The following is a 13,595-nucleotide window of genomic DNA, read 5'->3' on the forward strand; positions in this document are numbered from 1 at the left end:
CGAGAGGGACGTTTATGAGTCGCTTGGCTATTTTTCTACTGACCGCATGCCTGGGCGCCAATGCCATGGCTGCGGACACTATCGACGCTAATCGCAAGAAAGACTTCGGTGATATCACCGTGCACTACAACACCTTCACCTCAAGCTTCCTGCCACCCGAAACCGCCCAAAAAGCCGGCGTGGTGCGCAGCAAGGAGAAGGGTTTGATCAATGTGACCGTGATCAAGGGCGTGGCCCCAGTCGCGGCCCAAGTGACCGGTACCATCAAGGACCTGGGCGGCAAGAGCGAGATGCTGACGTTCAAGCAAATCGAAGAAAAAGGCGGGATCAGCTACCTCGCGCCCTACTCCGTGACCCAGCGTGAATACAAGACCTTTACCATCAACGTTGAAACTGGCGGCAAAGCCCATAGCTTCCAGTTCAACCAGGAACTGTTTCCGGCGCAATGATGAACCTTACTCAACTGGTACTGGCCAGCCATAACGCCGGCAAACTCAAAGAACTCCAGGCCATGCTCGGCGAGTCGGTGCAACTGCGCTCGATTGGCGAGTTCAGCCAGGTCGAGCCGGAAGAGACCGGCTTGTCGTTCGTCGAGAATGCCATCCTCAAAGCGCGGAATGCCGCACGTATTTCCGGCCTGCCGGCGTTGGCGGATGACTCGGGGCTGGCGGTGGATTTCCTCGGCGGCGCACCCGGCATTTATTCGGCGCGCTACGCCGATGGCAAAGGTGACGCGGCCAACAATGCCAAGCTGCTGGACGCCCTCATGGACGTGCCGGACGCGATGCGCGGTGCGCAGTTCGTCTGCGTGCTGGCCCTGGTACGCCACGCGGACGACCCGTTGCCAATCCTGTGCGAAGGCCTGTGGCACGGACGCATCCTGCATGCGGCCAGCGGTGAGCATGGCTTTGGCTATGACCCGCTGTTCTGGGTGCCGGAGCGCAACGTCTCCAGCGCCGAACTGAGCCCGACCGACAAGAACCAGATCAGCCACCGCGCCCGCGCAATGGATTTGCTGCGCCAACGCCTGAGCCTGAAATGACCCACGACACCCCGGCGCTGCCGCTGATCCACGGCGGCGCGCAAACACCCCGGGCGGCCCTGCCTGTGCTGCCGCCCCTGGCGCTGTATATCCACATCCCGTGGTGCGTGCGCAAATGCCCGTATTGCGACTTCAACTCCCACACCGCAAGCAAAGTGCTGCCGGAAGAAGAGTATGTGGACGCGTTGCTGGCCGACCTGGACCAGGACCTGCACGCCGTATATGGCCGGGAATTGAGCTCGATTTTCTTTGGTGGCGGCACGCCCAGCCTGTTCAGCGCCGCAGCACTGGGCCGTCTGCTCAAAGGCGTAGAAGCGCGCATTGCGTTTGCCGGCGATATCGAGATAACCCTGGAAGCCAACCCCGGCACGTTCGAACAAGAGAAGTTCGTGGCGTACCGCAAGCTGGGGATCAACCGCCTGTCCATCGGCATCCAGAGCTTCCAGCAGGAAAAACTCCAGGCCCTGGGCCGCATCCACAATGGCGATGAAGCTGTACGCGCCGCCGGTATGGCCCGCCAGGCCGGGTTCGATAACTTCAACCTGGACTTGATGCACGGCCTGCCCGATCAGTCCCTGGACGACGCCCTCGACGACCTGCGCCAGGCCATCGCGCTCAAGCCCACACATTTGTCCTGGTACCAGCTGACCCTGGAACCCAACACCGTGTTCTGGAACCAGCCGCCAGCGCTGCCGGAAGACGACACCCTGTGGGACATCCAGGAAGCTGGCCAGGCGCTGCTGGCCGAACACGGTTACGCCCAATATGAAGTATCGGCCTATGCCCAACCGGGCCGACCGGCGCGACATAACCTGAATTACTGGAGCTTCGGCGACTTTATCGGCATCGGCGCCGGCGCCCACGGCAAGCTCAGCCACCCGGACGGGCGCATTGTGCGCACCTGGAAAACCCGTGCGCCAAAGGACTACCTCAACCCGGCCAAAAGCTTCCAGGCCGGCGCGAAGGAACTGACCAACGACGAGCTACCCTTCGAATTCCTGATGAATGCCTTGCGCCTCACCGAAGGCGTCGACGCCAAGCTCTACGCCGAGCGCACCGGCCTCGACCTGGCAAGCCTCGACGAGGCACGTCGCGAGGCAGAACAAAGTGGCTTAATGCAGGTCGAACCGTCACGCCTGGCGGCCACCGACCGTGGGCAACTCTTTCTCAATGACCTGTTGCAGAAGTTTTTGAGCTGACGCTCTAAGGAAGTCACATGGATTTGGTACTCGACCTGCTCGCCACCGTATCCCGCTGGAGCCGCAGCAACCTGTCGGAAATCTCCCTGGCCCTTGTGGGCTGTTTGCTGGTGCTGTTCGGCGCCGACATCAAGGGCTGGGTCGAAGCACGCCTGGGCAGCATCGCCGGCGCCTTGCGCGTACCGCTGATGGCACTGGTGTGCATGATCGGCAGCGGTGCGGCGTTGATCTATGCCACACCGTGGATTGTGCGGGGGTTGAGCCAGTTCAATAACTACAGCCTGGCGCCGGTGCTGGTGGTGGTGCTGGTGTTGATTGGGGTAGTCGCAGACCGCCGCTGACCTCAAACCCAACACAAATACAAATGTGGGAGGGGGCAATCCCCCTCCCACATTTTTTACTGCATTTCAATTCGAAAGCGGGTCAGGCCAGCTTCTCGAACTTCAAATCCCAAACCCCATGCCCCAACCGCTCACCGCGACGTTCGAACTTGGTGATCGGCCGCTCAGCCGGGCGTGGCACGCATTTGCCGTCTTGCGCCAGGTTGCGGTAGCCAGGGGCAACGTCCATCACTTCCAGCATGTATTCGGCATAGGGCTCCCAGTCGGTGGCCATGTGCAGGATGCCGCCAACTTTAAGCTTGCTGCGCACCAGTTCCGCAAAGGACGCCTGGACGATGCGGCGCTTGTGGTGACGGGATTTGTGCCATGGGTCCGGAAAGAACAGCATCAGGCGGTCGAGGCTGTTGTCGGCAATGCAGCGGTTGAGCACTTCAATCGCGTCGCAGTCGTAGACGCGCAGGTTGGTAAGGCCTTGGGTCAGCACGCCGTTAAGCAGTGCGCCGACACCTGGGCGGTGCACTTCCACGCCGATGAAGTCCTGGTCCGGCGCAGCGGCGGCCATTTCCAGCAGGGAATGGCCCATGCCGAAACCGATCTCCAGGGAACGCGGGGCCGAGCGGCCGAACACTTGGTCGTAGTCCACCGGCGCATCGGCCAGGGGCAATACGAACAGCGGCGTGCCTTGCTCCAGGCCCTTTTGCTGGCCTTCGGTCATGCGACCGGCGCGCATCACAAAACTCTTGATGCGGCGGTGCTTGGACTCGTCGCCTGCGGCTTCCACGGTGTTCGGCGTTTCGTTTGATTCAGTCATCAATGGCTCTTACTTGATCAGACCATCCAGCGGCGAAGAGGCGCTGGCGTAGAGTTTTTTCGGCATGCGCCCGGCGAGGTAGGCCAGGCGGCCTGCGACGATGGCGTGTTGCATGGCTTCGGCCATCATGATCGGTTGCTGGGCGTGGGCGATGGCCGAGTTCATCAGCACCGCGTCGCAGCCCAGCTCCATGGCGATGGTCGCGTCGGAGGCGGTGCCTACGCCGGCATCCACCAGCACCGGGATCTTGGCTTCTTCAAGGATGATCTGCAGGTTGTACGGATTGCAGATACCCAGGCCGGAGCCGATCAGACCGGCCAGCGGCATCACTGCGATGCAGCCGATTTCCGCCAATTGACGGGCGATGATCGGGTCATCACTGGTGTAGACCATCACGTCGAAGCCTTCCTTGACCAGCGTTTCAGCGGCCTTGAGGGTTTCGATCACGTTGGGGAACAAGGTTTTCTGGTCGGCCAGTACTTCCAGCTTCACCAGGTTGTGGCCGTCGAGCAGCTCACGGGCCAAGCGGCAGGTGCGCACGGCTTCGATGGCGTCATAGCAACCGGCGGTGTTCGGCAAGAAGGTGTAGCGATCCGGCGACAGCACTTCGAGCAGGTTCGGCTCGCCCTCGATCTGGCCGAGGTTGGTGCGGCGCACAGCGAAGGTCACGATCTCGGCACCCGAGGCTTCGATGGCCAGGCGGGTTTCTTCCATGTCGCGGTACTTGCCGGTGCCGACCAGCAGGCGGGACTGGTAGGTACGACCGGCCAGAACGAAAGGCTTGTCGCTACGAACGATGCTCATGGGAAATCCTCGTAATGGGGTGAGGTTCTGCAGAATTCGGGCAGGCGACTAGCCGCCGCCGATGGCGTGGACCACTTCGACCTGGTCACCGTCGCTGAGCGCGGTGCCTTCATGCTGGCTACGCGGGACGATATCCAGGTTGAGCTCCACTGCAACACGACGCCCGGTCAGTTCCAGGCGGGTCAGCAGGGCCGCAACGGTTGCGCCGTCGGGCAGTTCAAAGGATTCGCCGTTCAACTGAATGCGCATGCCACGGGCCGCCATCGTTTTTAGGGGCCAGCATTCTAGCTTGATTGGTGTTGCTGGCCCAAGTCCCTTGGTCAGACGACCTGCAAGCGCCAGGCAAACAGGCCGAGGAAGAACCAGCCGAGCAGGAATGCCAGGCCACCGAACGGCGTGATGATGCCGAGCTTGCTGATGCCCGTGGTAGTCAACACATACAGGCTGCCGGAGAACAGCAGGATACCGATGACAAACGAGATACCGGCCCACGTCACCAGGCGGCCGGGAAGATGGGCCGCCAGCAATGCCACGCCAAACAGTGCGAGGGTGTGCACCAGTTGGTAGGTCACGCCGGTATGGAAGATCGCCAGGTATTCGGCGCTCAGACGGTTTTTCAGGCCATGTGCGGCAAAGGCGCCGAGGGCGACACCGGTGAAGCCGAAAAACGCGGCCAGCATCAGAAAGCTTCGCAGCATGGGGAACTCCAGTCAGACTCATCGGGCAGGGTCTGTATAATGGCCCGCTCAACGGGTTCGGCCAAGCCATCTCTATGCTGCGTCTCCTCTTCAAACGCTTTCTCAACGTCGTGAAATGGTTTGCCATCGGCAGTGTCTTGCTGGTGCTGCTGTTTCGTGTCGTCCCGCCGCCGTTCACTGCGCTGATGGTGGAGCGCAAGGTCGAATCCTGGTTCGACGGCGAACCCATTGACCTGCAGCGCACCTGGGTGCCGTGGGACGAGATATCCGATGAGCTCAAAGTGGCGGTGATGGCCGGTGAAGACCAGCGCTTCCCGCAGCATTGGGGCTTTGATTTCGGCGCGATCCAGGCGGCGATCCTGCACAACGAGCGCGGCGGCTCGATTCGCGGGGCCAGTACGTTGAGCCAGCAGGTGTCGAAAAATCTGTTCCTGTGGGCTGGCCGCAGTTATTTGCGCAAAGGGCTGGAAGCCTGGTTTACCGGGTTGATCGAGGTGCTGTGGCCCAAGGAGCGAATCCTTGAGGTGTACCTCAACAGCGTGGAATGGGATGAAGGGGTGTTCGGCGCGCAAGCGGCGGCGCGGCATCACTTTGGTGTGAGTGGCAAGGGGCTTTCACGGCAGCAGGCCAGTTACCTCGCGGCTGTGCTGCCAAACCCACGAGTGTGGAGTGCCAGCCATCCGACCGCGTATGTGGCGCGGCGGGCGGCTTGGATTCGGCAGCAGATGAGTCAACTCGGTGGCGATGGCTACCTGCTTGAGCTGAACAACTCCCGCAAAGCGCCCTGGTCTGACTGACCCAACACAGAAACAAATGTGGGAGGGGGCTTGCCCCCGATAGCGGTGGATCAGTCAGCTTATCTGTAGCTGACCCACTGCAATCGGGGGCAAGCCCCCTCCCACATTTTGACCGCGTTACCCTTTAGGCGGCGATCGACAACTTCAGCTTGTTCATCGCGCTTTTCTCAAGCTGACGAATCCGCTCGGCCGACACGTTGTACTTTTGCGCCAGGTCATGCAGCGTGGCTTTTTCTTCCGCCAGCCAGCGCTGGTAGAGGATGTCACGGCTGCGGTCGTCCAACACTTCCAGCGCTTCGTGCAGGTTGTGGTTGGAGTTGTCGCTCCAATCGGCGTCCTCCAGTTGACGCGCCGGGTCGTACCGGTGGTCTTCCAGGTAGTTGGCCGGCGATTGGAAGGCGCTGTCGTCGTCCGCTTCAGCGGCCGGGTCGAAGGCCATGTCATGGCCGGTCAGGCGACTTTCCATCTCGCGCACTTCACGGGGCTCCACGCCGAGACTTTCGGCCACGCGGTGGACTTCCTCGTTGTTCAGCCACGCCAGGCGTTTCTTCTGGCTGCGCAGGTTGAAGAACAGTTTGCGCTGGGCCTTGGTGGTCGCGACTTTCACGATGCGCCAGTTGCGCAGGATGAACTCGTGGATTTCCGCCTTGATCCAGTGAACCGCGAACGACACCAGGCGCACACCCATTTCCGGGTTGAAGCGCTTGACCGCCTTCATCAGGCCGACGTTGCCTTCCTGGATCAGGTCAGCCTGGGCCAGGCCGTAGCCGCTATAGCTACGGGCGATATGTACGACAAAACGCAGGTGGGCGAGCACCATCTGCCGAGCCGCCCCCAAATCCTGCTCATAATAGAGACTCTCGGCCAGTTCACGCTCCTGCTCGGGTGTCAGCAATGGAATGCTGTTGACCGTATGCACATAGGCTTCCAGGTTCGCACCCGGGACCAAGGCATAAGCAGGTTGCAAAGAAGTGGTCATACGAAACCTCCGACTTACATAACTCGTGCAGTTCAGCACTGCGAAAATTGACCGGGAACCGTAGGACAAGTTCCCTAAACCACTGATACGGTCAATACAAACGAAACCACATTAATCTGACATTAACTACTTCGGTGCCAGCTCACGTAAATGCCGTGCGACCGCAATCCACGCACCGATATAACCCAACAAGACCGCGCCAAGCAAGAGGCTCAGACCATCGGCTACCGGCACGCCGGCCAGGGCAAAATCGCTGCCGTACAACCCGGCAAGCCCGATTACCGCGTCGTTCAGCCAGTCCAGGCCAAATGCCAACACGCCCCAGGACAAAATCCCCGCACCCAGGCCATAAAGCGCACCCATGTACAGAAAAGGCCGACGCACATAGCTGTCCGTGCCGCCGACCAGTTTAATCACTTCTATCTCGGTGCGACGGTTTTCAATATGAAGACGAATGGTATTGCCTATCACCAAAAGTAATGCAGACACCAACAGCACCGTCAGGCCGAACACAAAACGGTCGCCCAGCTTGAGGATGGCGGCCAGGCGTTCAACCCAGACTAGATCAAGTTGCGCCTGTTGCACCTTGGGCATCTCTGCGAGTTTTTGACGCAGGGCTTCCAGGGCGGTCTTGTCCACTTCGTTCGGCGTCACCAGCACCACGCCTGGCAGCGGGTTCTGCGGCAGCTCCTTGAGCGCCTCACCCAGGCCGGACTGTTGCTGGAACTCCTCAAGCGCCTGGTCGCGACTGACGTACTCGGCATCCGCCACGCCTGGGATGTTCTTGATGTCGTCACGCAGCGCTTCGCCTTGCTGGGTGCTGGCATCCAGGTTCAGGTACAGCGAAATCTGCGCCGCACGCTGCCAGGAACCGCCCAGACGCTCGACATTATTAAGCAGCAGGGACAAACCCATCGGCAGGCTCAAGGCCACAGCCATTACCAGACAGGTGAAAAAGCTGCCGATCGGCTGCTTGCCCAGGCGACGCAGGCTGTCCAGCAGGCTGGCACGATGGCTTTCGATCCAGGCGCGCAGCAGCGTGCTGAAGTCCGGACCGTCGTCATCGTCGTGTTTTTTCTTTTTCGGTTGCGGGTCGGCCGGTTTCGGCGCCACGCGCTCGGAAACCTTGGGGCTGCGGGTGGCACTCATACGCCGGCCTCCCCATCACCGATCAGACGACCGCGTTGCAGGGTCAGCATGCGGTGGCGCATGCGGGCGATCAGCGCCAGGTCGTGGCTGGCGATCAATACGCTGGTGCCCAGGCGGTTGATGTCCTCGAACACCCCCATGATCTCGGCCGCCAGACGCGGATCGAGGTTACCGGTAGGTTCGTCCGCCAGCAGCAAGGCCGGGCGATGGACGATGGCGCGGGCAATGCCGACGCGCTGTTGCTGGCCGGTGGAGAGGTCGCCAGGGTAGAGGTCGGTCTTGTCCGACAGCGCCACGCGCTCCAGGGCCGAGTCCACGCGCTTGACGATCTCGGCCTTGGACAGCCCGAGAATCTGCAATGGCAGGGCAATGTTGTTGAATACCGTGCGATCGAACAGCAACTGGTGGTTCTGGAACACCACGCCGATCTGCCGGCGCAGGTACGGAATCTGCGCATTGCTGATGGTGGCCAGGTCCTGGCCGGCCAGCAGCAACTTGCCGGTGGTCGGGCGCTCCATGGCCAGCAGCAGGCGCAACAAAGTACTTTTACCGGCGCCAGAATGCCCGGTTACAAACAAGAACTCGCCGCGCCGCACTCGAAAGCTCAGCTCATGCAAGCCCACATGCCCGTTGGCATAGCGTTTACCGACCTGTTCGAATCGAATCATGAACGCTCCCGCTCGGCAAACAGTGCCTCTACAAAGGGTTCGGCTTCAAAGGTGCGCAGGTCATCGATGCCTTCACCGACGCCGATATAACGAATCGGCAACCCGAACTGTTTGGCCAGGGCGAAGATCACGCCACCTTTGGCTGTGCCGTCGAGCTTAGTCAATGCCAGGCCGGTCAGTTGCACCGTCTGGTTGAATTGCTTGGCCTGGCTGATGGCGTTCTGGCCGGTACCGGCGTCCAGCACCAGCAGCACTTCGTGGGGCGCGTCGGCATCAAGCTTGCCGATCACGCGGCGCACTTTCTTCAGCTCTTCCATCAAGTTGTCTTTGGTGTGCAGGCGACCGGCGGTATCAGCGATCAGCACATCAATGTTACGGGCCTTGGCGGCTTGCACGGCGTCGAAGATCACCGAAGCGGAGTCGGCCCCGGTGTGCTGGGCGATCACCGGGATCTTGTTGCGCTCGCCCCAGACCTGCAATTGCTCAACGGCGGCGGCGCGGAAGGTGTCACCGGCGGCGAGCATGACTTTCTTGCCTTCCAGTTGCAGCTTCTTGGCCAGCTTGCCGATGGTAGTGGTCTTGCCGGCGCCATTGACGCCCACCACCAGGATCACGAACGGCTTGTTCGGGGTGATCACCAGCGGGGCTTCCACGGGCTTGAGCATCGCGGCCAGTTCGGCCTGCAAGGATTTGTAGAGTGCGTCGGCGTCGGTCAGCTGCTTGCGCGCGACCTTCTGGGTCAGACTCTGGATAATCACGGCGGTGGCTTCGACGCCCACGTCGGCGGTCAGCAGGCGGGGTTCGATGTCTTCCAGCAGTTCGTCATCAATGACCTTCTTGCCCAGGAACAGGCTGGCCATGCCTTCGCCGATGCTGGCGCTGGTCTTGCTCAGACCTTGCTTGAGGCGGGCAAAGAAGCCGGTCTTGGTGGTTTCTGCAGAGGGAGCGAGCGGTTCTGGCTCGACAACCTCGATAGCCTCGACAACCTGGACGGGCGCAGCGACCACAACAGCAACAGGCGCAGGGACTTCGACAACGGGCGGCGCCTGGACCACTACCTCAACCGGCTCAACCACCGCAGGAATCGGCGGGGCCAGGTGTTCAGCCTGGACGTCTTCGACCAACGCCACGGGTTCTTCGGCCACCGGCAACTCAGGCCATGGCTTGTGCTCGGGCTCAGGTTCCGGCTCAGCCTCAACCACCGGCTGCAACACCGGCTCAGCCATCGGCAACACCACCGGCGCCGGCGCTTCGGCAACCGGTTCGGCTTCTACTATAGGGTCGGGGATCGGCTCAGCTTGAACCTGTGGCTGTTCAACAGCGGTTTCCTGCGGCTTTTTGCGCAGCCATCCGAACAGGCCTTTCTTCTCGCCAGCCGCAGCTGGGGTCTTCTTGTCGTCGTTGGAACCAAACATGGAGACGGCTATCTCAAGGTAGCGACGCGCCAGAGGGGCGCGCCGGTAAATAAAATTCGATGCGTAACAGACTGTTTTTTAGCCAGCTCGTTCATGCGCAACATTTTGTAAGGCCAAAATAGGGCCTCAACAAGACTGCCGCAGTGGCCGTCCGTATATTCGACCAGTATCCTAGCACCTCCTCGCCCGCCGACGCTAAGACCAAGCGGGCAGCCCAACAGGTTTAAAAACGAATGAATGCTCTAGCCCGCCGCGCCGCAGGCCTGCTGTTCAGCACAGTTTGTCTGCCTCTTTCAGCTTTGGCTGCCGACCCACAACCCACCCACGAATTCACCCTGGACAACGGCCTCAAGGTCGTCGTGCGCGAAGATCATCGCGCCCCGGTGGTGGTTTCCCAGGTTTGGTACAAGGTGGGTTCGAGCTACGAAACCCCGGGCCAGACCGGTTTGTCCCACGCCTTGGAACACATGATGTTCAAGGGCAGCGCCAAAGTCGGCCCCGGCGAAGCCTCGCTGATCCTGCGCGACCTGGGCGCCGAAGAAAACGCGTTCACCAGCGATGACTACACCGCGTACTACCAAGTCCTGGCACGCGACCGCCTGGGCGTGGCCTTCGAACTCGAAGCTGATCGCATGGCCAGCCTGCGCCTGCCGGCCGACGAGTTCAGCCGCGAAATCGAGGTCATCAAAGAAGAGCGCCGCCTGCGCACCGACGACAACCCGATGTCCAAGGCCTTCGAGCGCTTCAAGGCCATGGCTTTCCCGGCCAGCGGCTACCACACGCCGACCATCGGCTGGATGGCCGACCTGGACCGCATGAAGGTCGAGGAACTGCGCCACTGGTACCAGTCCTGGTACGTGCCGAACAACGCCACCCTGGTGGTCGTCGGCGACGTGACCCCGGACGAGGTGAAAACCCTGGCCCAGCGCTACTTTGGCCCGATCCCCAAGCGCGACGTACCGCCCGCCAAGATCCCGATGGAGCTGGCCGAACCCGGCGAACGCCTGCTGACGATGCACGTGCAGACCCAATTGCCGAGTGTGATGCTCGGATTCAACGTGCCGGGCCTGGCGACTGCCGAAGACAAACGTTCGGTACAAGCCCTGCGCCTGATCTCGGCCCTGTTGGATGGCGGCTACAGCGCACGCATCTCGGAGCAGTTGGAACGCGGTGAAGAGCTGGTGTCGGCCGCCTCCACCAACTACGACGCCTACACCCGTGGCGATACGCTGTTCATGCTGTCGGCCACACCGAACCAGCAGAAGAAAAAGACCATTGCCCAAGCCGAAGCCGGCCTGTGGCGGTTGCTGGACGAGTTGAAGGCCAAGCCGCCCACCGCCGAAGAGCTGGAACGTATCCGCGCCCAGGTCATCGCCGGCCTCGTCTACCAGCGTGACTCCATCACCAGCCAGGCCACGGCCATGGGCTCCCTGGAGACCGTTGGCCTGTCCTGGAAACTCATGGACAGCGAACTCGCCGACCTGCAAAGCGTGACCCCGGAAGACATCCAAAAGGCCGCGCGCACCTATTTCACCCGCGAACGTCTGAGCGTCGCCCATGTTCTGCCTGAGGAGACTGCTCATGAGTGATCGCAAAAGCCTGATCCTGCCCGGCCTGATCGCCGTCACCCTGATCGCGGCAAGCGCCGTGTATTTCCTGCGCCCGAGTGAATCGGTAGCCAGCCCCGCGCTGGAAAAAGCTCAATCGGCCAACACGCTGCAATCCCTGGCAGAACTGGACGGCAAGGCGCCGACCAACCGCAAGCTCGACGTGCAAACCTGGACCACCGCCGAAGGCGCCAAGGTGCTGTTTGTTGAAGCCCATGAGCTGCCGATGTTCGACCTGCGCATCCTGTTCGCCGCCGGCAGCAGCCAGGACGGCGATGTGCAGGGCCTGGCGCTGATGACCAACGCCATGCTCAACGAAGGTATTCCTGGCAAGGATGTCAGCCAGATCGCCAGTGGTTTTGAAGGCCTGGGTGCCGACTTCGGCAACGGCGCCTACCGCGACATGGCGCTGGTGTCCCTGCGTAGCTTGAGCGCCAGCGATAAACGCGACGCCGCTCTGGCGCTGTTTGACGAAGTGATCGGCAAACCGACCTTCCCGGCCGACTCCCTGGCCCGCATCAAGAATCAGATCCTCGCCGGCTTCGAATACCAGAAGCAGAACCCCGGCAAACTGGCGAGCCTGGAGCTGTTCAAGCGCTTGTACGGCGATCATCCTTACGCACACCCAAGCGAAGGCACACCAGAAAGCGTGCCGAAAATCACCCTGGCGCAGTTGCAGGCGTTCCATGCCAAGGCTTACGCCGCCGGTAATGCGGTGATTGCAGTGGTCGGTGACCTGACGCGCGCCGAAGCCGAAGCCATGACGGCGAAAGTGTCCGCATCGCTGCCTAAAGGCCCGGCCCTGGCGAAGATTGCCCAGCCGACCGAACCCAAGGCCGGCCTGAGCCGTATCGAGTTTCCGTCCAAGCAGACCCACTTGCTGTTCGCCCAACTCGGTATCGACCGCGCCGACCCGGACTACGCGGCCTTGTCCCTGGGTAACCAGATCCTAGGCGGCGGCGGCTTCGGTACCCGCTTGATGAGCGAAGTCCGTGAAAAGCGTGGCCTGACCTACGGTGTCTACTCCGGTTTCTCGCCGATGCAGGTACGCGGTCCGTTCATGATCAACCTGCAGACCCGCGCCGAAATGAGTGGCGGCACCCTGCGCCTGGTTGAAGACGTAGTCGCCGATTACCTCAAGACCGGCCCGACGCAAAAAGAGCTGGATGACGCCAAGCGCGAGCTGGCCGGCAGCTTCCCGCTGTCTACCGCGAGCAACGCCGATATCGTCGGCCAGCTGGGCGCCATGGGTTTCTACAACCTGCCGCTGAGCTATCTGGAAGATTTCATGAAACAATCCCAGGCCCTGACCGTAGAGCAGGTCAAGGCTGCAATGAATAAACACTTGAGCGCCGACAAGATGGTCATCGTGACCGCCGGCCCGACGATTGCGCAAAAGCCACTACCGCCCCCCACTGATAAACCCGCCGAGCAGCCGCTCGGGGTTCCGGAGCATTAATGGCCAGTTCATCTCGCCCGAAAAAACCTGTCCACAACGTACACAACGGTGTGGGCCAACTGCGCATCATTGGCGGTGAATGGGGCAGCCGCAAGCTGAGCTTCCCCGATGTCGTGGGCCTGCGCCCAACGCCGGATCGCGTGCGTGAAACCCTGTTCAACTGGCTCGCGCCGTACATCGCGGGCGCCAAGGTGCTGGACCCGTTCGCCGGTAGTGGCGCACTGTTCCTGGAAGCGTTGTCCCGTGGCGCATCCCAGGCACAGGCGCTGGATGCCAGCAATGTCGCGGTCTCCAGCCTCAAGGAACACCTGGGCACGCTGCGTTGCACCAATGGCCAGGTACAAACGGCCGACGCTCTGCGCTACCTGGAAACCCAGGCGGCGAGCGAGTACGACGTTGTGTTCCTCGACCCGCCGTTCAACCAGAACCTGCTGCCCACCGTGTGCGCACTGCTGGAAGAACGCCAATGGCTGGCGCCGGATGCGTGGATCTACACTGAAAGCGAGACCGCGCCGTCCACCCTGGGTTTACCGGGCGCGTGGCGTCTGCACCGGGAGCAGAAATCCGGGCGGGTGTATTACGCTTTGTGGCACCGGGTGGTAGAACACGCCGAGTAGTCTCAGTGC

Annotated in this window: 16 protein-coding genes; 8 read left to right on the forward strand and 8 right to left on the reverse strand. The window is 61.5% G+C overall.

All coding sequences use genetic code 11. The features are described 5' to 3' along the window. Positions 1–14: 14 nt before the first annotated feature. Genes AOA60_RS19590 through AOA60_RS19605 form a run of 4 tightly spaced genes read left to right on the forward strand, consistent with a single transcriptional unit; the run spans position 15 to position 2,582 of the window. The gene (locus AOA60_RS19590; protein ID WP_099585847.1) at positions 15–449 is read left to right on the forward strand and encodes a DUF4426 domain-containing protein; all 435 of its coding nucleotides are present in this window, start codon (positions 15–17) and stop codon (positions 447–449) included. Continuing rightward, the gene (rdgB, locus tag AOA60_RS19595; protein WP_099585848.1) at positions 446–1,042 is read left to right on the forward strand and encodes an RdgB/HAM1 family non-canonical purine NTP pyrophosphatase; all 597 of its coding nucleotides are present in this window, start codon (positions 446–448) and stop codon (positions 1,040–1,042) included. The genes AOA60_RS19590 and rdgB overlap by 4 nt, the downstream gene beginning before the upstream one ends. Further along, a complete protein-coding gene (gene hemW, locus AOA60_RS19600; RefSeq protein ID WP_099585849.1) occupies positions 1,039–2,241 on the forward strand; it encodes a radical SAM family heme chaperone HemW in 1,203 nt (400 codons plus the stop codon). Before rdgB ends, hemW begins: the two co-directional genes overlap by 4 nt. Positions 2,242–2,258: 17 nt before the next feature. Then, complete coding sequence (locus AOA60_RS19605) at positions 2,259–2,582, forward strand: DUF3392 domain-containing protein (RefSeq protein WP_016972961.1); 324 nt, start codon at positions 2,259–2,261, stop codon at positions 2,580–2,582. A gap of 82 nt (positions 2,583–2,664) precedes the next feature. Here AOA60_RS19605 and trmB read toward each other — a convergent pair whose 3' ends face one another. The 4 genes from trmB to AOA60_RS19625 form a co-directional block, all read right to left on the reverse strand. Then, positions 2,665–3,393: a tRNA (guanosine(46)-N7)-methyltransferase TrmB gene (trmB, locus tag AOA60_RS19610; protein ID WP_099585850.1), complete on the reverse strand. Its 729-nt coding sequence runs from the start codon at positions 3,391–3,393 to the stop codon at positions 2,665–2,667. A 9-nt stretch (positions 3,394–3,402) separates the two neighbouring features. Then, positions 3,403–4,197 (reverse strand): thiazole synthase, encoded by a 795-nt coding sequence (locus AOA60_RS19615; RefSeq protein WP_003234615.1) that lies wholly within the window; start codon positions 4,195–4,197, stop codon positions 3,403–3,405. Between the two features lie 48 nt (positions 4,198–4,245). Then, entirely contained in the window at positions 4,246–4,446 is a 201-nt protein-coding gene (thiS, locus tag AOA60_RS19620) for a sulfur carrier protein ThiS (RefSeq protein ID WP_160385078.1), read from the reverse strand. A 71-nt stretch (positions 4,447–4,517) separates the two neighbouring features. Further along, entirely contained in the window at positions 4,518–4,895 is a 378-nt protein-coding gene (locus AOA60_RS19625; protein WP_099585852.1) for a DUF423 domain-containing protein, read from the reverse strand. A gap of 74 nt (positions 4,896–4,969) precedes the next feature. On the opposite strand from AOA60_RS19625, the gene mtgA reads away from it, so the two are divergent. Continuing rightward, the gene (mtgA, locus tag AOA60_RS19630) at positions 4,970–5,692 is read left to right on the forward strand and encodes a monofunctional biosynthetic peptidoglycan transglycosylase (RefSeq protein WP_099585853.1); all 723 of its coding nucleotides are present in this window, start codon (positions 4,970–4,972) and stop codon (positions 5,690–5,692) included. A gap of 124 nt (positions 5,693–5,816) precedes the next feature. Here the strand turns inward: mtgA and rpoH are convergent, their stop codons facing one another. From rpoH to ftsY, 4 genes are all read right to left on the reverse strand, one after another. Further along, positions 5,817–6,671: an RNA polymerase sigma factor RpoH gene (rpoH, locus tag AOA60_RS19635; RefSeq protein ID WP_003176698.1), complete on the reverse strand. Its 855-nt coding sequence runs from the start codon at positions 6,669–6,671 to the stop codon at positions 5,817–5,819. 126 nt (positions 6,672–6,797) lie between these two features. Further along, positions 6,798–7,820 (reverse strand): permease-like cell division protein FtsX, encoded by a 1,023-nt coding sequence (ftsX, locus tag AOA60_RS19640; RefSeq protein WP_099585854.1) that lies wholly within the window; start codon positions 7,818–7,820, stop codon positions 6,798–6,800. Continuing rightward, entirely contained in the window at positions 7,817–8,488 is a 672-nt protein-coding gene (ftsE, locus tag AOA60_RS19645) for a cell division ATP-binding protein FtsE (protein ID WP_017737950.1), read from the reverse strand. Before ftsE ends, ftsX begins: the two co-directional genes overlap by 4 nt. Further along, positions 8,485–9,903, reverse strand: coding sequence for a signal recognition particle-docking protein FtsY (ftsY, locus tag AOA60_RS19650; protein ID WP_099585855.1), 1,419 nt, complete (start codon positions 9,901–9,903; stop codon positions 8,485–8,487). The genes ftsE and ftsY overlap by 4 nt, the downstream gene beginning before the upstream one ends. 233 nt (positions 9,904–10,136) lie before the next feature. Between ftsY and AOA60_RS19655 the strand changes: the two genes are divergently transcribed. The 3 genes from AOA60_RS19655 to rsmD are packed head-to-tail and all read left to right on the forward strand — an operon-like array spanning position 10,137 to position 13,586. Next, positions 10,137–11,492 (forward strand): pitrilysin family protein, encoded by a 1,356-nt coding sequence (locus AOA60_RS19655; protein WP_099585856.1) that lies wholly within the window; start codon positions 10,137–10,139, stop codon positions 11,490–11,492. Then, on the forward strand, positions 11,485–12,969 hold the full coding sequence (locus tag AOA60_RS19660; RefSeq protein ID WP_099585857.1) for a pitrilysin family protein: 1,485 nt from the start codon (positions 11,485–11,487) through the stop codon (positions 12,967–12,969). The genes AOA60_RS19655 and AOA60_RS19660 overlap by 8 nt, the downstream gene beginning before the upstream one ends. Then, positions 12,969–13,586, forward strand: a complete 618-nt coding sequence (gene rsmD, locus AOA60_RS19665; RefSeq protein ID WP_099585858.1) for a 16S rRNA (guanine(966)-N(2))-methyltransferase RsmD — start codon at positions 12,969–12,971, stop codon at positions 13,584–13,586. Before AOA60_RS19660 ends, rsmD begins: the two co-directional genes overlap by 1 nt. Positions 13,587–13,595: the final 9 nt, after the last annotated feature.

The sequence above is a fragment of the Pseudomonas sp. 2822-17 genome, from assembly GCF_002742485.1.
In the GTDB taxonomy this organism is placed as follows: Bacteria; Pseudomonadota; Gammaproteobacteria; order Pseudomonadales; family Pseudomonadaceae; genus Aquipseudomonas; species Aquipseudomonas cyclaminis.

Excerpts from the sequence above, each read along its gene's own strand:
- AOA60_RS19590 (WP_099585847.1), top strand. The coding sequence starts at position 15 with ATGAGTCGCTTGGCTATTTTTCTACTGACCGCATGCCTGGGCGCCAAT.
- rdgB (WP_099585848.1), top strand. The coding sequence starts at position 446 with ATGATGAACCTTACTCAACTGGTACTGGCCAGCCATAACGCCGGCAAA.
- hemW (WP_099585849.1), top strand. The coding sequence starts at position 1,039 with ATGACCCACGACACCCCGGCGCTGCCGCTGATCCACGGCGGCGCGCAA.
- AOA60_RS19605 (WP_016972961.1), top strand. The coding sequence starts at position 2,259 with ATGGATTTGGTACTCGACCTGCTCGCCACCGTATCCCGCTGGAGCCGC.
- trmB (WP_099585850.1), bottom strand. The coding sequence starts at position 3,393 with ATGACTGAATCAAACGAAACGCCGAACACCGTGGAAGCCGCAGGCGAC.
- AOA60_RS19615 (WP_003234615.1), bottom strand. The coding sequence starts at position 4,197 with ATGAGCATCGTTCGTAGCGACAAGCCTTTCGTTCTGGCCGGTCGTACC.
- thiS (WP_160385078.1), bottom strand. The coding sequence starts at position 4,446 with ATGCGCATTCAGTTGAACGGCGAATCCTTTGAACTGCCCGACGGCGCA.
- AOA60_RS19625 (WP_099585852.1), bottom strand. The coding sequence starts at position 4,895 with ATGCTGCGAAGCTTTCTGATGCTGGCCGCGTTTTTCGGCTTCACCGGT.
- mtgA (WP_099585853.1), top strand. The coding sequence starts at position 4,970 with ATGCTGCGTCTCCTCTTCAAACGCTTTCTCAACGTCGTGAAATGGTTT.
- rpoH (WP_003176698.1), bottom strand. The coding sequence starts at position 6,671 with ATGACCACTTCTTTGCAACCTGCTTATGCCTTGGTCCCGGGTGCGAAC.
- ftsX (WP_099585854.1), bottom strand. The coding sequence starts at position 7,820 with ATGAGTGCCACCCGCAGCCCCAAGGTTTCCGAGCGCGTGGCGCCGAAA.
- ftsE (WP_017737950.1), bottom strand. The coding sequence starts at position 8,488 with ATGATTCGATTCGAACAGGTCGGTAAACGCTATGCCAACGGGCATGTG.
- ftsY (WP_099585855.1), bottom strand. The coding sequence starts at position 9,903 with ATGTTTGGTTCCAACGACGACAAGAAGACCCCAGCTGCGGCTGGCGAG.
- AOA60_RS19655 (WP_099585856.1), top strand. The coding sequence starts at position 10,137 with ATGAATGCTCTAGCCCGCCGCGCCGCAGGCCTGCTGTTCAGCACAGTT.
- AOA60_RS19660 (WP_099585857.1), top strand. The coding sequence starts at position 11,485 with ATGAGTGATCGCAAAAGCCTGATCCTGCCCGGCCTGATCGCCGTCACC.
- rsmD (WP_099585858.1), top strand. The coding sequence starts at position 12,969 with ATGGCCAGTTCATCTCGCCCGAAAAAACCTGTCCACAACGTACACAAC.